The following is a 15,134-nucleotide window of genomic DNA, read 5'->3' as shown; positions in this document are numbered from 1 at the left end:
GTGTGTTAGCCCTCGTAGTGTAGCGTTTTATTAACGGCGCGTTGACGCCATCGAAGGCTCTCGCTGCAAGGAGAACAACGCCCCAAGGGGGTGCTCGCGACCTTCGATCAGTGCACGCAGCAGTTGGGCACCTATCATGCTATACGTGATGCCGTTACCGCCGTAGGCCATGGCGAAATGCACTCGGGGACCTAGCGACTCGTGAGGTCCGAAATAGGGCAAACCGTCGTCGGTTTCCGCGAACGTGCCACCCCAGCAAAACGTCGGATTGATCTCAAGGTCAGGCCACAGTGTTTCTACCTTGGCCGCCAGCGTTCGCGCTTTTTCCATCACCCGTGCGTCCCGACGCTCGGCAATGTCTTCATCGTCATCCTCTCCGCCGATCAATAACCGCCCTTCTTGCGTGGAACGCAGATAGAGATACGGTCGTGCGGACTCCCACACCAGCGTGTGTCCCAGCTTGCCCAATACCTCGCTAGGCAAGGGGTCGGTCACAAACGCATAGCTACTACGATTGGCAGCCACTGGCGCTGGCAACCACGTTTGGCTTTCGTATCCAGAAGCGATAATGACCTGTTGGCAACGCAGCGTAGCCCCATTGCGAAGCCGAACGTTGACGCCGTCGTCATCAGTTATCAGCTGCTCCACCTGGGTGCGATCGAACACTTGGCTGCCCCGACGGACGACGTTTTCCAGTAAGTGATATGCCATGCGATATGGGTCGATACGGGCGGCCAACGAGGACAGGATCGCCCCTGGCGCTGAAAAGCCGTAGTCAGCCTCAATCGCACGCTGTTCCAGCCAAGCGACATCGAAGCCGAAGCGCTTGCGCATCGCAAGCTCAGCCTTCAACGCGTCGACATCCGCTTCTTGGCTCGCGAAGTAGAGGCTCTTCTGGCGACTGAAAGCGACATTACCCAGCTCGGCAGCCAAGCGCTCTAGCGAGACAATCGCCTCGGCGCAGCTTCGATAGGCCATCACGGCATTGGCCTCACCGTACTGCTCGGCCAAATGCACCATATGGGTGTCGATTTCATACTGCAGTAGCGCGGTACTGGCCGCAGAGCTTCCCCACCCTACATCACGCCTCTCGAGCACTACGACGCGATGGCCGTGGCGGCTTAGCTCATCGGCGATCAAAGCGCCGGTAATACCGCCGCCAATAATCACTGTTTCCGCTTGCAAATCCTGGTTAAGCTGCGGAAAAGGGGTCAATAATCCATTTTTTACCGTCCAGAACGGATAACCACTTTTAAGATCCATCTTATTGCCTATGCTGGATTGCCATACGGTCAGACCGGGCAGATAAACGTTGGGTGTCGCACCCATTAACCATAGTGGATGATTGGCAGCGTGCCCTGTCTCTGCCTCAACCAGGAGTCGTTCCATGAAGATTGATTTAAGAAGCGATACGGTGACACGCCCTACCGCCGCCATGCGAGACGCCATGATGGCGGCCCCGCTGGGCGACGACGTATGGGGCGACGACCCGACGGTGAACGCCTTTCAAGCCACGCTGGCCGAGCGTGCGGGTAAAGAAGCGGCGCTGCTTTTCCCCAGCGGCACCCAGAGCAACCTGGTGGCTTTGATGGCCCACTGCGAGCGGGGTGATGAGTACATCGTCGGCCAGAACGCCCACACCTATCGCTACGAAGGGGGCGGTGCCGCGGTATTGGGCAGCATTCAACCCCAGCCGATCGAAAACGCACCAGACGGCAGCCTGCCCCTCGACAAAATCGCCGCCGCCGTCAAGGCCGATGACTTCCACTTTGCCCGTACTCGGCTCTTGGCGCTGGAGAACACCATAGGTGGCAAGGTACTGCCTGCCGAGTACGTGCAGCAGGCCACCGCGCTGGCCCGAGAACACGGCCTGGCTACCCACCTAGACGGTGCCCGGCTATTCAATGCCGCCGTGGCCACGGACACCTCTCTCAAACAGCTTTGTCAGCCTTTCGACAGCGTGTCGCTATGCTTCTCGAAGGGGTTAGGCACGCCCATGGGCTCGGCACTGGTGGGCTCTCAGGCATTGATCGACCGGGCTCGACGTTGGCGAAAGGTCGTGGGTGGCGGTATGCGCCAAGCAGGCCTCATCGCTGCCGCCTGCCAGCACGCCCTGGATCACCACGTGGCAGATTTGGCTCACGACCACCGTCGTGCGGCACGCTTGGCCGAAGGTTTGGCAGCCTTTTCCGCCATCGAGGTGACCTCCCAGGCCACCAATATGGTATTCGTGCGCATCGACCCAGCGCATGTCGCGCCGTTGGCTAAGTGGCTCAAGGCGAATGGCGTGCTGATAGAACTTCTTTACGCTACGCGCATGGTCGTGCATCGAGACATTAGCGACGACGATATCGAACAAGTGCTGACCATCGTCCAGCGCTACTTCGATCAGGCGTAGCCGGAGGATGCGTTTCTTGCACGTTGCTTAAACACGTTGCTTAAAACAGTACCGAGTCGAACGCAAGGTGCACTGCGATGGCCGCCATCATCAGGCCGATCAGCCCATCGATGGTGCGCCATGCGCCGGGACGGGAGAGCCATGGCGATAGCGCCGCCCCGCCCCAGGCCAACAGGCTGAACCAGAGAATCGACGCTGTCGACGCCCCCGCGACGAACACGCCAGCACTCTCCTGCTGGGCACCAATGGCGGGAATCAGCAGCAGCGTATCGAGGTAGACCTGCGGGTTGAGCACCGTCACCGCTAGTGTCGCCAGCAGCACACTGCGCAGGCTGCGGGCTTTGACGCCGTTGACTTTCAAGCCTTCACGGCCGCTGACTGCACGCCATAGCGCTTGTGCCGCCAGCCAACTCAAGAACAGCACGCCCACCCAGCGCATGGCTTCCATGGCGCTCGGCATGGTGAGCAAAAATGCGCTGGCACCAAACATGCCGGCCGTCAGTAGCACGACATCCGCACTCATGCACAGCCCCGCCGACCACCAGTGGTATTCGCGGCGAACGGCCAGCCCCAGCACGTAAGCGTTCTGCGCCCCAATCGCCATGATGATGCCGCCACACACCACTAACCCCGTTAGGTAGCTTTCCCACATTACCCCGTCCTCTTTATCAGTATCCGCGATTCACTGGCAATAAAGTAACGGAGCGTACTGATTACCAAAAATCATACTGCTAATGAGGCATTATTTTTTCTAATGAAAATCGGTCATCTTTGGCCACTACTTTCGCTCGATCGGCCATGCTCTCCTAACGGCGTTGCTTGCTCGGCTTGTTCTCAGGTTTGAGCGGGCAGCCGCCGCAAAGCGGCTCGCCGGGCAGCCGATACTTGATACAGCAGAGTCGTCTCACCCTGGACGGTGTCTCACCCCCCAGTTCCAGATAACGCACCGGCTGATAAAGAGGGTTTCGCCGCCCATCGGGAAGCGTCTTGGTATCGAGATAATCCAACAGTGGGTCACCGGCAGCCGAAAACTCCGGGTGCCGCGAGCAGGCCTTGCCCACAAATTCAACGTAGTGCCCCAGGTTGCTCCAGAACACTTTGGCAGAGAGTCCCGAGATCACCGCCAGCAGCTCGATCAGCGGCGCGCAATGGTCATCGAATAAACGACAAAATCGCGCCTGGGGTGCGCTGGACGACAATGGCACGCCCCCATGGGGCAGCCAGATACGCGCGGTCTGGCCCTGATCGCCAACCGCCAACCGCAACTCATCTCCAGCCAATGGCAACTCGTAGCCCAGTAGCAGATTGGCCACAAGCGTCGGGATCGCGACACTGCTGAAGTGAAATTTCGACCAAATCGACGCAATGGCTTTGCCGTCAGCATGGTCACCGTGGCTACGGCCATAGCGCGCCAGTTGCTCACTCAAGAAGCCTCGATCCAGCAATGCAGAGGCTGCCAGCGTCGGTTCGTCAGGCGGACCAAACGCTGGAGCTTTCAGGTTCTCCAGCGGCGGCTGGCGGTACAGCGCTATCAGCGCCTCCGCAGGGTTCGCTGTCGCCCAAAGCTCACTTGGTTTGGTCGCCACACACCTCATAGCCGCCGCAGCCCCCACATGAAATAAGCACCGCCAATCAAGGAGGCGACCAAGCCAGCCGGTATCTCATAAGGGAAAATGATCTGACGGCCGACCCAGTCCGCCAGCACCATCAGCAGCATACCGATCAACGCCGCCCCTAACAGATGCTGGCCCGCGCGCGAGAAGCCGACCAAGCGGGCCATGTGCGGTGCTAACAAACCAATAAACGATAACGGCCCCACCACCAAGGTGGCGCAAGCGGTGAGCAGTGCAACGAGCAGTAGCAGCGCTAAACGCGCGCGGTTGAGCGTGACGCCAAGCGCCTTGGCCGTCGCTGCGCCCAGTGGCAGGATATCCAGCCAGCGGGTAAAAGGCAGCGTGACGAGCGCCAGTACGGCGGCAATGCCCCCGACCACCACGGCGTTGGTGATATCCACGTAGTAGGTGGAGCCCGCCAGCCAGGCGATCACCTGCTGGCCACGCGGGTCACCGCCTGCCAGCATCACGCTGCGCACCGCATCAAACAGAGCGCTGACGGCCACCCCGGTGAGCAGCAAACGCTCGGGGAGATAGCCGCTTTTACGGTTAATCCCCACCAATACCAACAGCGTCGCAAAAGCGCCCAGGGTGCCGACCCCGATCAACGTGAAGTTGGTCGGCGCGGGCAGCAGGAAAATCCCCAGAATCAGCGCAATGGCACAACCACCGCTAATACCTAAGACTTCAGGGCTGGCCATGGGGTTGGCCGAAAGGCGCTGAAGAATCGTTCCGGCAATCGCCAGCATCAACCCGCTGGCGGCGGCCGCCATCACTCGCGGCAGGCGCCACTGCATCACGTTCCAGTTATCCGGCGACAGCCAATACCAGCCATCGACACCTTGGCCAACGAGCAGACCAAGCAGCGTGGCGCCTAGTAGCGCGAGGAGCAAACCAGCGGCCAAGCGGGAAGGCGCCGGGTGACGATGGGCGAACACTCCCGCCCCTTTTGGCGGTTGGTCGCCTTGCAATTTCAAGCGCGGAATCAGCCACATCAACAGCGGTGCCCCTAGGGCACCGGTAATCGCTCCGGTGGGAATAAAGGCTGCCACCATGCCCCCGAACTGCTGCAGCAGCAGATCCGTGGTCGCCAGCAGTACCGCCCCCAATAGCGTCGACCATATCAGCCGCGACCTCAATCGACGCGCCCCCGCCATGCGTACGATGTTGGGTGCAGCCAAGCCAATGAAGCCGATGATCCCCACCACGCTGACGATGCTGCCGGTAATGAACACCGCCAGCCCCATGCCCGCAAAGCGTAGGTAAGTCAGCGATACCCCTAGGCTCTTGGCGCTGGCATCGTCCAGTTCCAGCACCGCCAGAGGGCGCAGCAAAAACCAAGCGGCGACACAGCTAATTGCCAGCCGCGGCCAGAGAGTCGCCACGCCGTCCCAACCGTTTTGCGCCAGCGATCCCGCGCCCCAAATCAGCAGCCCGGAAAGCGCCTCGTGGTTAAACAGCAACAGCGCGGTGGAGAGTGCGCCCAGGTATAAATTAACGACCAGGCCCGCCAACACCACCACAACAGGGGCCAAACCGCGCCGCCAGGAGAGCAGGAACACCAGCCCCACCGCTAGCGCGCCACCCGACAAGGCGACCCACTCACGCCCCACCACCAGCAGCCCTGGCGCCAGCAAGGTAGCGGTCATCAGCGCCAGATTAGCGCCCGATGCCACCCCCAACGTGGTGGGTGACGCCAACGGGTTGCGCAGCACCTGCTGCATGAGCACGCCCGCCAGCCCCAAACCGCCCCCGGCCAACAGCGCGATCGAGAGGCGCGGCCACCAGGCGTAATGGAGCAGAAGCTCGTCGACATTCTCGAAAGAAGGGGCCACTAATGCCTCTAGGCCCAGCGCAAAACCGCCTTGGCTCTCTAGGCCGACCCAAAACAGCACGACCATCGGCAGGCTCAGCAACAGACAAGCTTTCGCGGGGGTCATTCCTCCCATTCGTTGAGCAGCGCCTAGCATGAGACCCCTCCGTTGGTGGTGGCGGGACGATTCACCAAAAGAGCGTGAGTAGGCGGCTGCGTCATGGGAGTGACCTTAGGATATAAGCAAACGAGTGGATGGAAATGAGCGCTTGAATGACTGTCGAAGATTCTAAATGATAATAATTAGCACTACAATTGACCCCTTGATTTATGTCTCCGCATGAGGAACCCCATCATGGCAGCCAAACCGAGCTATCGGCTTTTCGATATCACCCTAGCCAGACGCACCCAGGTCAGTGCCTCGCTCGTCAAGTTCACCTTTACGGGCCCAGACGTTGGCTACATGGCGACCTACGCGCCGGATCAACGCGTCAAACTGTTCTTTCCCAAAGACGGTGGCAGCCTCGACCCGCTGTTCGAAATCGCCAAGCTGGAAGAGCACGACTGGTACGGCGCTTATCGCGCACTGCCCGATACACAGCGCCCCGCCGCGCGCACCTACACCATCCGCGCCCTACGCCCAGAGAACGCTGAAGTCGATGTCGAATTCGTGCTCCACGGCGACAATGGCCCCGCCTCACGCTGGGCCATGCATGCCCAGCCCGGTGACCGGCTTGCCATGACGGCCCCCGACGCCACGGCAGAAGGCCCAGCGCAAGGTTACGAGTGGAAACCGCCCCAGGGTGTGCGCCGTATTCTACTCATCGCCGATGAAACCGCCCTCCCCGCTGCTGCCGGTATTCTGGAAACCCTCGATGACCTGCCGCTCAAACCCAAGGTCGAAGCGCTGCTCGAAGTGCCCCACCTCGACGACGTTCAGTCGCTCCCCCAAGCCGCTAAGCTACACTGGCTGGCCCGCGACACCGAGCCCAGTTGTCGGCACGGGGAGCTGCTGATGAGAGCGCTACGCGATATCGATTTGCATCGGGAAATTCAAGCGCTAGGTGGTGCGCCTGCCACCCCCACTACCAGCGCCACGACCCACGATGAAAGCGACGATGAGGACGGCCCCCTCTGGGAACCCGCCACTCTGGACGACAGCGCGCCCTTCTACGCCTGGATTGCCGCTGAAACCAAGGTCGCCATGAAGCTGCGCCGCTACTTGGTCAACGAGTGCGGGCTCCCCAAGCAGTACGTCACCAGCATGGGCTACTGGAGGCAGGGAAAGGCCAATGGTTAAGGAAATGGCAAACGACACGGCGTCAAACAAGGGTCTCACTAGCCAGCCAGCTCAGACGCCTATTGGCTGGCGAGACAGCCCCAACCGCTATGGACGAATCAGCCGTATACTTCACTGGCTGACCGCCGCGCTGGTCACGCTGCAATTCACCGTGTTGCTGGCTTGGCGTGGGATGGGCGAAAACGCTATCACGCTTTTCCTGGCCAGCATCGGGCCTCATGGCTCGTTAGGGTTTCTGATTCTCATCGTGACGCTGGCGCGCCTTGGCTGGGCATGGCTCAACCGCAAGCGGCGGCCTGCGCAGCCGCCTGGGTGGGGAGGTCGCATCGCGCGCCTGGTGCATATCACCTTTTACGCGCTGCTGCTGTGGCTACCCGCTTTCGCCATACTACGCCAGGTCGGCCGCGGCGGGGCGCTACGCTTTTATGGCATGGAGCTACTGCCCGAAGCAGAGCGCGAGATCCCCTGGATGATCGCCCCCGCCGATCTGCTTCACGGCCCACTCTCGTGGCTGCTATGTGGATTAATCATCGGCCATATCGCCATGGCGCTGATTCATAGGTTCTGGCTCAAGGACAAGGTACTGGCGCGTATGGTGGGGGGAAGTGGCAGGTAAGAGCTTAAGAAGTCATTAGATGAAGGCGCATACTCTGATGAGGAACTCGCTCAGCGTCATAGTGCTAAGGAGAGGTGCTCTTCGCCACTAGCCTGAATGGCATGTTTAAGCACTGACAGACATGACGCCTCCGGCAAACCCATTTATCTGACCGGCTCGAATTTTCCAGCGTCCAGCGCCAAATGGTGGCCTTTGAGGTGGAGACTCTGGGTTAGCAGTTCGTATGAGCGGCGAGTAGGCGTCAGGGATAATTTTGGCGAGAGTGAACCACTGATATGACCTCAATGCGATCCGTCACTTGGTAGACCACGATAAAGTTTGGGTGAGCAACAATTTCTCGCGTACCCGGCAAGCGGCCCACTTGGTGTAAGTAGGGGTGTTCAGCCACTGAGGAGACAGCTGCTTCAATACGAATACGCAGCCGCCGGGCGGCTTGAGGATCGCGCTCGGCGATGTATACGACAAGCTCAAACAAGTCGTTAATCGCCTCGTCATGCCAGTGGATAGGCAGGCTCACGAAACTCCGCCGCGTTGGCGTTGCTCCGCGTCGGCGATGATCGCATCAACCTTGGTCATAACTTGGTCATGAGGCATTCCTTGGCCCGGGTTGTCGATGCTGCGCTGAACTTTGGCCTTGAGCCAACGATCATAGCTATCGGCTTGTTCCTGCGTCTCGAATTCCGAAACGATAGGATCTAGCTGGGTATTCATGATCACCTCTCCTCGGTTACCTGTACAGTTTAATCGATACTCCCTATTTTGACATCTTCCTCTGAAGCTCCCACCTCCGCGCCAATCGACTGCTCGTCAGTCGTTTGCCCAGCCGCCAACAGCTTGCCACTCTCTAGCCGCACCAACCGATCCGCGAGGTGGAAATAGCGGTCATCGTGGGTGATCACCAGCACCGCTTTGCCCATGCGTTTTAGCTCGGGCAACACCTCGCAGTAAAACACCTCTTTGAATAACGGATCCTGATCCGCCGCCCACTCGTCAAACACCAAGAAGGGCCGATCCTCAAGGTAGGACACGACAAGCGCCAGACGCTTACGCTGGCCCTGGGAGAGTGCTTGGGTGGTAAACGCACCGTTTTCAACCCGCACCTTGTGCTGCAGGTGCAACTTGGCCAGCAGGCGGTTGCCTTCCTCGTCCAGGCCATCACGCGGTGCCTCTAACAGGCGCTCAAAGAGATGGAAGTCCGAGAACACCACCGAGAAGAGCTGCCGGTAGGCATCCCAGCCATCCGCTTCGACCCGCTCGCCATTGAGCAATACCTCGCCACCTTCCGGCGGGTAAAGCCCCACCACTACTTTGGCCAGCGTGGTCTTACCGCTACCGTTGCCCCCCACCAGGAACACCACTTCCCCCGGTGTGAAGTCAAGGTTGATCGGCCCCAGCTCGAAAAAGTCATCGCTCTGCTCGTGGTAGTACTGGTGGGTCACGTCACGCAACTCGAGCCGCTGAAAATCCGGCACCGGAGGTGATGTTTGCTTCTCCTGGCCTTGGGGCATCTCGCGGGTGATCTCATCGATTCGGCTAGCGGCCACCCGCGCCATGTTGATCCGCGGAATATTGATCAACAAACCTTCAAGGGGCGTCACCATGAACACGAACACCAGGGCAAAACCGGTCATGATCTGGGTTTGATTAGGCCCATCATCCGCCAATCCAAACAGCACCAGCCCGATGAAGGCGTACATCAGAAACTGCCCCCAGCTGGTCGAGATCACGAACAGCGACATGCCACGGGTACGCAATCGCCGCACGCCTTCAACCGACTCGCCGAGTACCCGATCCATGAAGACCCGGCTCTTGCGCCGGTGCAGACGCAGCTCTTTCGCACCATCGGTCAGCGCACGGAAATGTCCAAACAGGCGATCCTGCTCGGACGAGGCACTCTGGAGGTAACGAATAGCGCGTAAATGAACCAGATGGTAGCCAACAGCCCCCAGCCCAATCACGCCTAAAGCAAACAGGAACACCTGCCATGAGAGCATTGCCAGGTAGCCCAAGCACCCCACCACGATGACCGTATTGGTCAAAATCACCGGCAAGCTAACAAACAGTACCGCCACGTTGTTGCTGTGCTCGGTGAGTGCCGACTGGATCCGCGCACTGCCCACACGCTCGAACCGAGCAAAGGGGGTTTCGGCCACACACTGGGCGACAAAACTGCGCAACTCGGCCAGAGCACGCTGCCCCAATCGCTCAAACAGCGCCGTCGACACCATGCGACAGAGCATCAACGCCACGGCAATGCCCGCAAAGACCCAGGCAGGGTTGACATGAGAGTCGGCACGGCTGGCGGCATCGCCGGTCAACGCCGCATTGATTTGGGCAATCAGCAGCACGCTGAAAAGTCCCGAGAGAATACTGGCCAAGGCAGCGGCGGTCATCAGCCCGCGGGTTCGACGAAACAGATAGGAAAGCACATTCACCTCGTTGGAAAGCGATTGGAAGCCCATTGAAAACCGACAGCTACCTCTAAAGACGAATCGCTCCCGCAAAAAGTTAACCCACCATTACGTAAACAAGCCTCATTCTCATTCGTCCTTAGATAAAGAAGTCCGTCATACCGGCCCATGGCAGGTGATGTCGACGGCTGTTCCTTGTTTGATCCGTTCTCATCGATAGGAGCTTTGCGGTGTCCCGTTCTGTCCAGGCACAAACACAGGTAGACGCATCTTATGAAAGCCCCGCGGAAGCCGCGTTGCTCTCACGTCCCGAGGGCGTGGGCTATCACGTCATTGCGAATGCCACCACGCAGTCACTGCTCGTCAAGGGTGATCAAGAACGTCTTGAGTGGTCATTGGAGGACGATAGCAACACCTTGACGCTGCGCTGGCCGCAGCGCTCCGCCCCCCCACTCCCGGCGTTGCTCGCGGCGATCGAAGGGGCGTTTACCTTTCACCCGGCCACTGTGGCGATACGCCTTCGCTTACCCAGCGTCGTGCATGCCAACCTGTGTGCCGCCGGCATCGCCGTGAAAGATAACCAGGGAGAACTCTGGGCCTACGCGGAGCTATTTTGGCAGCTGCCCACCCTTTGGCTTACCTCCCCCTCCCTGCGCGCCTACCCCCAGCAGCCGATCCTTACGAATGGAAAACGCCATCCACGCCGCCCACCGCGCCCCAGTGGCACGGTCTATCAGCGCCATATTCCCTGGCTCGATGCCACGGTGAGCTTTCGCGTGCTTGACCTGGCGCTCGACCTGGAACGCTTCAACCGCTGGATGAACGACCCGGTCGTCGCCCACTTCTGGGAGGAGCAGGGCGACCTGGAACAGCACCGCGAGCGGCTAGAGAGCACCCTGCAAAACCCCAGCGTGTTACCGCTGATCGGCTGTATCGACGGCGAGCCCTTCGGCTATTTCGAGACCTATTGGGCCAAGGAGGATCGCATCGGTGCCTATTACGCAGCCGATGACTTTGACCGCGGCTGGCACGTACTCATCGGCGAAGCGGCTTTTCGAGGGCGGCCATATGTGGCGGCCTGGATGCCCTCCCTCTCGCACTATCTGTTTCTCGATGACTGCCGCACTCAGCGCCTGGTGATCGAACCCCGGGTGGATAACGCCAAAATGCTGCGCAACCTTGCCCAGTGCGGTTACGCCCACGTCAAGGCGTTCGATTTCCCCCATAAGCGGGCCATGCTCGGCATGCAGCTTCGCGAACACTTCTTCAACGAGCGCAGCTGGATTCCGCTGCCGCCCCACCCTGGGTCAGCGCCACGACCCGACCCACGCTTCACCTTATAAACACGTCAGCCACGAGGACCCTTATGCATATTCATGACTTGATCGGCATCGGCTTCGGCCCCTCCAACATTGCCCTGGCCATTGCGCTCGACGAACATCGTCAGACAGGGCAAGCGAAGGATGCCTTGTTCATTGAGCGCCAACCCTGCTTTGCCTGGCACCCGCATATGCTGCTGGACAACGCCCATATGCAGATCTCTTTCCTGAAAGATTTGGTCACGCCACGTAACCCTAAAAGCCGCTTCAGCTTCCTTAACTATCTGCACAGCAAAGGCCGCCTGCAGGACTTCATCAATCTGCAGACCTTCTTCCCCAGCCGTCACGAATTCAATGATTACCTGAGCTGGACGGCCAGCCACTTTGAACACCAGTGCGCCTATGGAGAGGAGGTATTTGAAGTACTGCCCGAAACGGACAGCGACGAGGTCGCCTACCTTCGCGTTCGCTCACGGGATGAGAGCGGCGCGGTACAGGAAAGGCTCACCCGCTCACTGGTGATCAGCGTGGGCGGGGCGCCCAACGTGCCGGAGTGCTTCACCGGGCTAAAAGACGACCCAAGGGTCTTCCACTCCAGCCACTACCTCAGAGAGCTGGCAAAGCAATACGCCCCCAAACGCATCGCCGTAATTGGTGCGGGCCAGAGCGCGGCTGAGATCTTCCTGGATCTGCACGGCCGTGAAGGCATCCAGGTGGATCTGATCAGTCGAGCCTGGGCCTTCAAACCCTCGGATGATAGCCCCTTCGTTAACGAAATCTTCAACCCCGAGTACACCGACTACGTGTTCAACAACCCCACCGGCCAGCGGGAAGCACTACTGCAGGAGTACAAAAGCACCAACTACTCGGCCCCTGATTTGGCACTGATTCAGGAGATTTACGATGTGTTCTACCAGCAAAAAGTCACCGGCCAGGCCCGCCACCGCTTCCGCCGCCGCCATGAGGTGATCGGCAGTGAAGCAGGCCCTGAAGGCGTCGAGCTCAAAGTGCGTGATTTGGAGACTGGCCATACGGATATCACCCGTTACGACGCCGTAGTGTTAGCCACCGGCTATGTACGCGACACCCATAAACGGCTGCTGGCTCCGGTGGCGGACTACCTGCCCGATTTTGCCGTCAATCGCCGCTATCAGCTCTATACCAAGCCTGAGTTCAAACCGGCTATTTTCCTGCAAGGCAGCTGCGAGCCCACCCATGGTTTAAGCGATACCCTGCTGTCGATTTTGGCAGCCAGGACAAGTGAGATTTGTGCTGCACTAGATCAGAAAACTGCCTTATATGCATCCTCGCCCTGTAAGCAAGAAGTCACCGCGCCATAGTGCTCGGCCACCCCGAGGCTCACTTGATGTTGACTTCGGGGTTCATATACTCATAATGCAAACAATAACAATTAAGATTTACACAAAATTAAAATGAACCTCATTTAAGGAGAACATTCGTGAACCAACCCACTTTCCGCAAGCGGTGGCTTACGGCCGCCATTGCTGTTGCTGCCTGCAGTACGTCGGCAGCTGTGCTTGCTCAGCAAAATGCTACGTCGACAAACCACTCGATTGACAATGATGGCAGCGAGCTGTCTACACTCACTGTCACCGGGGATCGCCTGCCCTACGGCATGACCGAAAACAGCAATTCCTACACTAGCGAAAGCACTAGCATTGGCTTAGTTTCACAATCTGTGCAGGAAACGCCGCAATCTATTAGCGTTGTTACACGAGATCGCCTCGATGATCAAGGGACTACCACGCTGTCTGAGGCCCTACGAAATGTCACAGGCATCACCGTAAATGAGTACGGTCCTAATCAGTATGTTATCAAGGCTCGAGGCTATAATATTGATTCCTTCCTTATGGATGGCAGTCCTGTTCAGAGCGCGGGCAGTGCCTGGGAAAGTGCCGGAGTATTTGACCCCGCACTACTTGATCGAATTGAAGTATTGCGCGGACCTGCGGGCATTCTCCATGGCGCCGGCGAACCCGGCGGCACTATCAACCTAGTTCGTAAGCGTGCTTTAGCTGAGAGCCAAGCCTCTGTATCTATTTCTGCAGGTACGGACGATGCCTATCGGGGTGTTGTTGATGTTACCGGCGCGTTAGACAGCGAAGGGCAAGTACGGGGCCGTTTCGTCGGTGTCTACGATGATCGAGACTCTTTTATTGATCACGTTTACTCAGAGAACCAAATCGGCTATGGCACGCTTGAGTTTGACTTGTCTCCCGAAACGACACTGTCAATGGGCGTTACTGTGCAAGATGAAGAGTTTAGACCGCACTCTGGATTACCAGCTTACAGTGATGGCACTCTACCCAATGTAGACCGCTCTACCTATATCGGATCTGACTGGGATAAGCAGACAGGAGACGCACAACGCTATTTTATAGAACTTGAGCATCGCCTAGCTAATGGAGGCGAAATAGTCTTTAAAGCTAATCGTTTGGATCGCGATGCAAGCCTAAGAAAAAGTAGTGAAGGAGTTCTAGTCGCTGATCAAAATACCGGCGAGTTTGCGATTCGTCAGATCGCTTGGGATCTGGAGAAGCAGGACGATTATTTGGAGGCCCAGTTTAGCACCCCATTCCAACTAGCTGGAGCAACTCATGAAGCCGTATTCGGCACCAGCTATCAGAGTAGTGAGCTAAGTAATCAATGGGTCTTCGGCGACCCTCAATATCTTCCTCAGAATCTGTTTGACCCAATACATAACCGTACAGAACCAGATTTCGATGGCACACCTGGTAGGACTGAGCTTAATATCGAACAATATGCCTCTTACGGCCAGTTTCGATTCAATCTTATGGATGATTTTACACTTGCGCTTGGTGGCCGTATAAATTGGTGGGAAACCAATAACTTTCTTGGTGGTGAAACGTCCGGTGATGATGGCACTGAGTTTATCCCCTACGCAGGATTGATCTATCGCCTCAACGAAGGGCTCAACTTATACACAAGCTACACTGGCATTTTTGAGCCACAAACGGCTGTAGGAAGTGACGGCAACCCTATCAAGCCAAGAGAGGGTGAGCAATACGAGGCCGGTATTAAAGGCTCACATGCCGAGGGTAGCTTGAACTGGCATGCTGCAGTTTTCCGTATCGAAGACACCAATCGCGCATATTCTGATCCTAATAATCCTGGCTTCTCGATTCCTATCGGCGAAGCAAAAAGTGAAGGCTTCGAGCTAGAAGTTAGCGGCGAACTGTTGCCTCGCTGGGATCTCAGCGCTGGTTATGCCTATACACAGACAGAGTTCGTAAGAGATGCTAATTCGGAAGGACTCACACTCTCGCCGGACACGCCGGAGCATAACTTCAACCTATGGTCACGCTATCGATTCAGCGATAATCCAAATCAGGGCTGGCGCCTTGGTGCTGGCATAAATACAGTCAGCAGTGTTTATGCCGAAAGCGGAGATACGCGTATAGAGCAAGGAGGCTATACCACCGTGTCAGCCATGGTCGGCTATCGAGTCAATGAGAACTTGGATATCTCTTTTAACGGCAACAACCTAACCGACAAAGAGTATTACTCCTCAGTTCGGGGAGAAACCCGACATAACTACTACGGTGCACCACGCAATTTCATGATGACGATGAAATATGACTTTTAAAAAATCAGCATAGCACTCCCCAACATCTCGATTTAC

13 protein-coding genes are annotated in these 15,134 nt (G+C 57.9%); 6 read left to right on the top strand and 7 right to left on the bottom strand.

The annotated features are described in order from the left end of the window. Positions 1 to 30 precede the first annotated feature (30 nt). The gene (locus tag NH344_RS01430; protein ID WP_253027431.1) at positions 31 to 1,389 is read right to left on the bottom strand and encodes an FAD-dependent oxidoreductase; all 1,359 of its coding nucleotides are present in this window, start codon (positions 1,387 to 1,389) and stop codon (positions 31 to 33) included. Between NH344_RS01430 and ltaE the strand changes: the two genes are divergently transcribed. Then, complete coding sequence (gene ltaE, locus NH344_RS01425; RefSeq protein WP_054641357.1) at positions 1,388 to 2,398, top strand: low-specificity L-threonine aldolase; 1,011 nt, start codon at positions 1,388 to 1,390, stop codon at positions 2,396 to 2,398. The two genes, NH344_RS01430 and ltaE, sit on opposite strands and share 2 nt — an antisense overlap. 40 nt (positions 2,399 to 2,438) lie before the next feature. Here ltaE and NH344_RS01420 read toward each other — a convergent pair whose 3' ends face one another. The 3 genes from NH344_RS01420 to fhuB all read right to left on the bottom strand — a co-directional run bounded on the left by NH344_RS01420 (position 2,439) and on the right by fhuB (position 5,981). Beyond that, the gene (locus NH344_RS01420) at positions 2,439 to 3,050 is read right to left on the bottom strand and encodes a LysE family transporter (protein WP_054645171.1); all 612 of its coding nucleotides are present in this window, start codon (positions 3,048 to 3,050) and stop codon (positions 2,439 to 2,441) included. A gap of 154 nt (positions 3,051 to 3,204) precedes the next feature. Beyond that, positions 3,205 to 3,993 carry a siderophore-iron reductase FhuF gene (gene fhuF / locus NH344_RS01415; protein WP_058578658.1) on the bottom strand — a complete coding sequence of 263 codons (789 nt, stop codon included), beginning with the start codon at positions 3,991 to 3,993 and terminating at the stop codon, positions 3,205 to 3,207. Next, positions 3,990 to 5,981 carry a Fe(3+)-hydroxamate ABC transporter permease FhuB gene (gene fhuB, locus NH344_RS01410; protein ID WP_058578659.1) on the bottom strand — a complete coding sequence of 664 codons (1,992 nt, stop codon included), beginning with the start codon at positions 5,979 to 5,981 and terminating at the stop codon, positions 3,990 to 3,992. The genes fhuF and fhuB overlap by 4 nt, the downstream gene beginning before the upstream one ends. 198 nt (positions 5,982 to 6,179) lie before the next feature. Here fhuB and NH344_RS01405 point away from each other — a divergent pair, with 198 nt between their 5' ends. Together NH344_RS01405 and NH344_RS01400 are read left to right on the top strand one after the other, a co-directional pair. Beyond that, on the top strand, positions 6,180 to 7,124 hold the full coding sequence (locus NH344_RS01405; RefSeq protein ID WP_058578660.1) for a siderophore-interacting protein: 945 nt from the start codon (positions 6,180 to 6,182) through the stop codon (positions 7,122 to 7,124). Next, the gene (locus NH344_RS01400) at positions 7,117 to 7,740 is read left to right on the top strand and encodes a cytochrome b (protein WP_054641356.1); all 624 of its coding nucleotides are present in this window, start codon (positions 7,117 to 7,119) and stop codon (positions 7,738 to 7,740) included. The genes NH344_RS01405 and NH344_RS01400 overlap by 8 nt, the downstream gene beginning before the upstream one ends. 241 nt (positions 7,741 to 7,981) lie before the next feature. Here NH344_RS01400 and NH344_RS01395 read toward each other — a convergent pair whose 3' ends face one another. From NH344_RS01395 to NH344_RS01385, 3 genes are read right to left on the bottom strand one after another with little or no spacing between them, the layout of a single operon-like run. Next, positions 7,982 to 8,257 carry a type II toxin-antitoxin system RelE/ParE family toxin gene (locus NH344_RS01395; RefSeq protein ID WP_054641355.1) on the bottom strand — a complete coding sequence of 92 codons (276 nt, stop codon included), beginning with the start codon at positions 8,255 to 8,257 and terminating at the stop codon, positions 7,982 to 7,984. Next, positions 8,254 to 8,451: a hypothetical protein gene (locus NH344_RS01390; RefSeq protein WP_054641354.1), complete on the bottom strand. Its 198-nt coding sequence runs from the start codon at positions 8,449 to 8,451 to the stop codon at positions 8,254 to 8,256. Before NH344_RS01390 ends, NH344_RS01395 begins: the two co-directional genes overlap by 4 nt. Positions 8,452 to 8,480: 29 nt before the next feature. Next, complete coding sequence (locus NH344_RS01385) at positions 8,481 to 10,169, bottom strand: cyclic peptide export ABC transporter (protein ID WP_063744345.1); 1,689 nt, start codon at positions 10,167 to 10,169, stop codon at positions 8,481 to 8,483. A gap of 212 nt (positions 10,170 to 10,381) precedes the next feature. On the opposite strand from NH344_RS01385, the gene NH344_RS01380 reads away from it, so the two are divergent. The 3 genes from NH344_RS01380 (at position 10,382) to NH344_RS01370 (ending at position 15,098) form a co-directional block, all read left to right on the top strand. After that, positions 10,382 to 11,494: a GNAT family N-acetyltransferase gene (locus NH344_RS01380; RefSeq protein ID WP_058578661.1), complete on the top strand. Its 1,113-nt coding sequence runs from the start codon at positions 10,382 to 10,384 to the stop codon at positions 11,492 to 11,494. 23 nt (positions 11,495 to 11,517) lie between these two features. Continuing rightward, positions 11,518 to 12,810, top strand: a complete 1,293-nt coding sequence (locus NH344_RS01375) for a lysine N(6)-hydroxylase/L-ornithine N(5)-oxygenase family protein (protein WP_054641353.1) — start codon at positions 11,518 to 11,520, stop codon at positions 12,808 to 12,810. Between the two features lie 119 nt (positions 12,811 to 12,929). Next, positions 12,930 to 15,098 carry a TonB-dependent siderophore receptor gene (locus NH344_RS01370; RefSeq protein ID WP_058578662.1) on the top strand — a complete coding sequence of 723 codons (2,169 nt, stop codon included), beginning with the start codon at positions 12,930 to 12,932 and terminating at the stop codon, positions 15,096 to 15,098. Positions 15,099 to 15,134: the final 36 nt, after the last annotated feature.

It is taken from the genome of Halomonas sp. Ps84H-12, from assembly GCF_024124725.1.
In the GTDB taxonomy this organism is placed as follows: domain Bacteria; phylum Pseudomonadota; class Gammaproteobacteria; order Pseudomonadales; family Halomonadaceae; genus Vreelandella; species Vreelandella aquamarina.
Note: the sequence above shows the minus strand (reverse complement) of the source record. Positions and strands in the feature narration are given on the sequence as shown.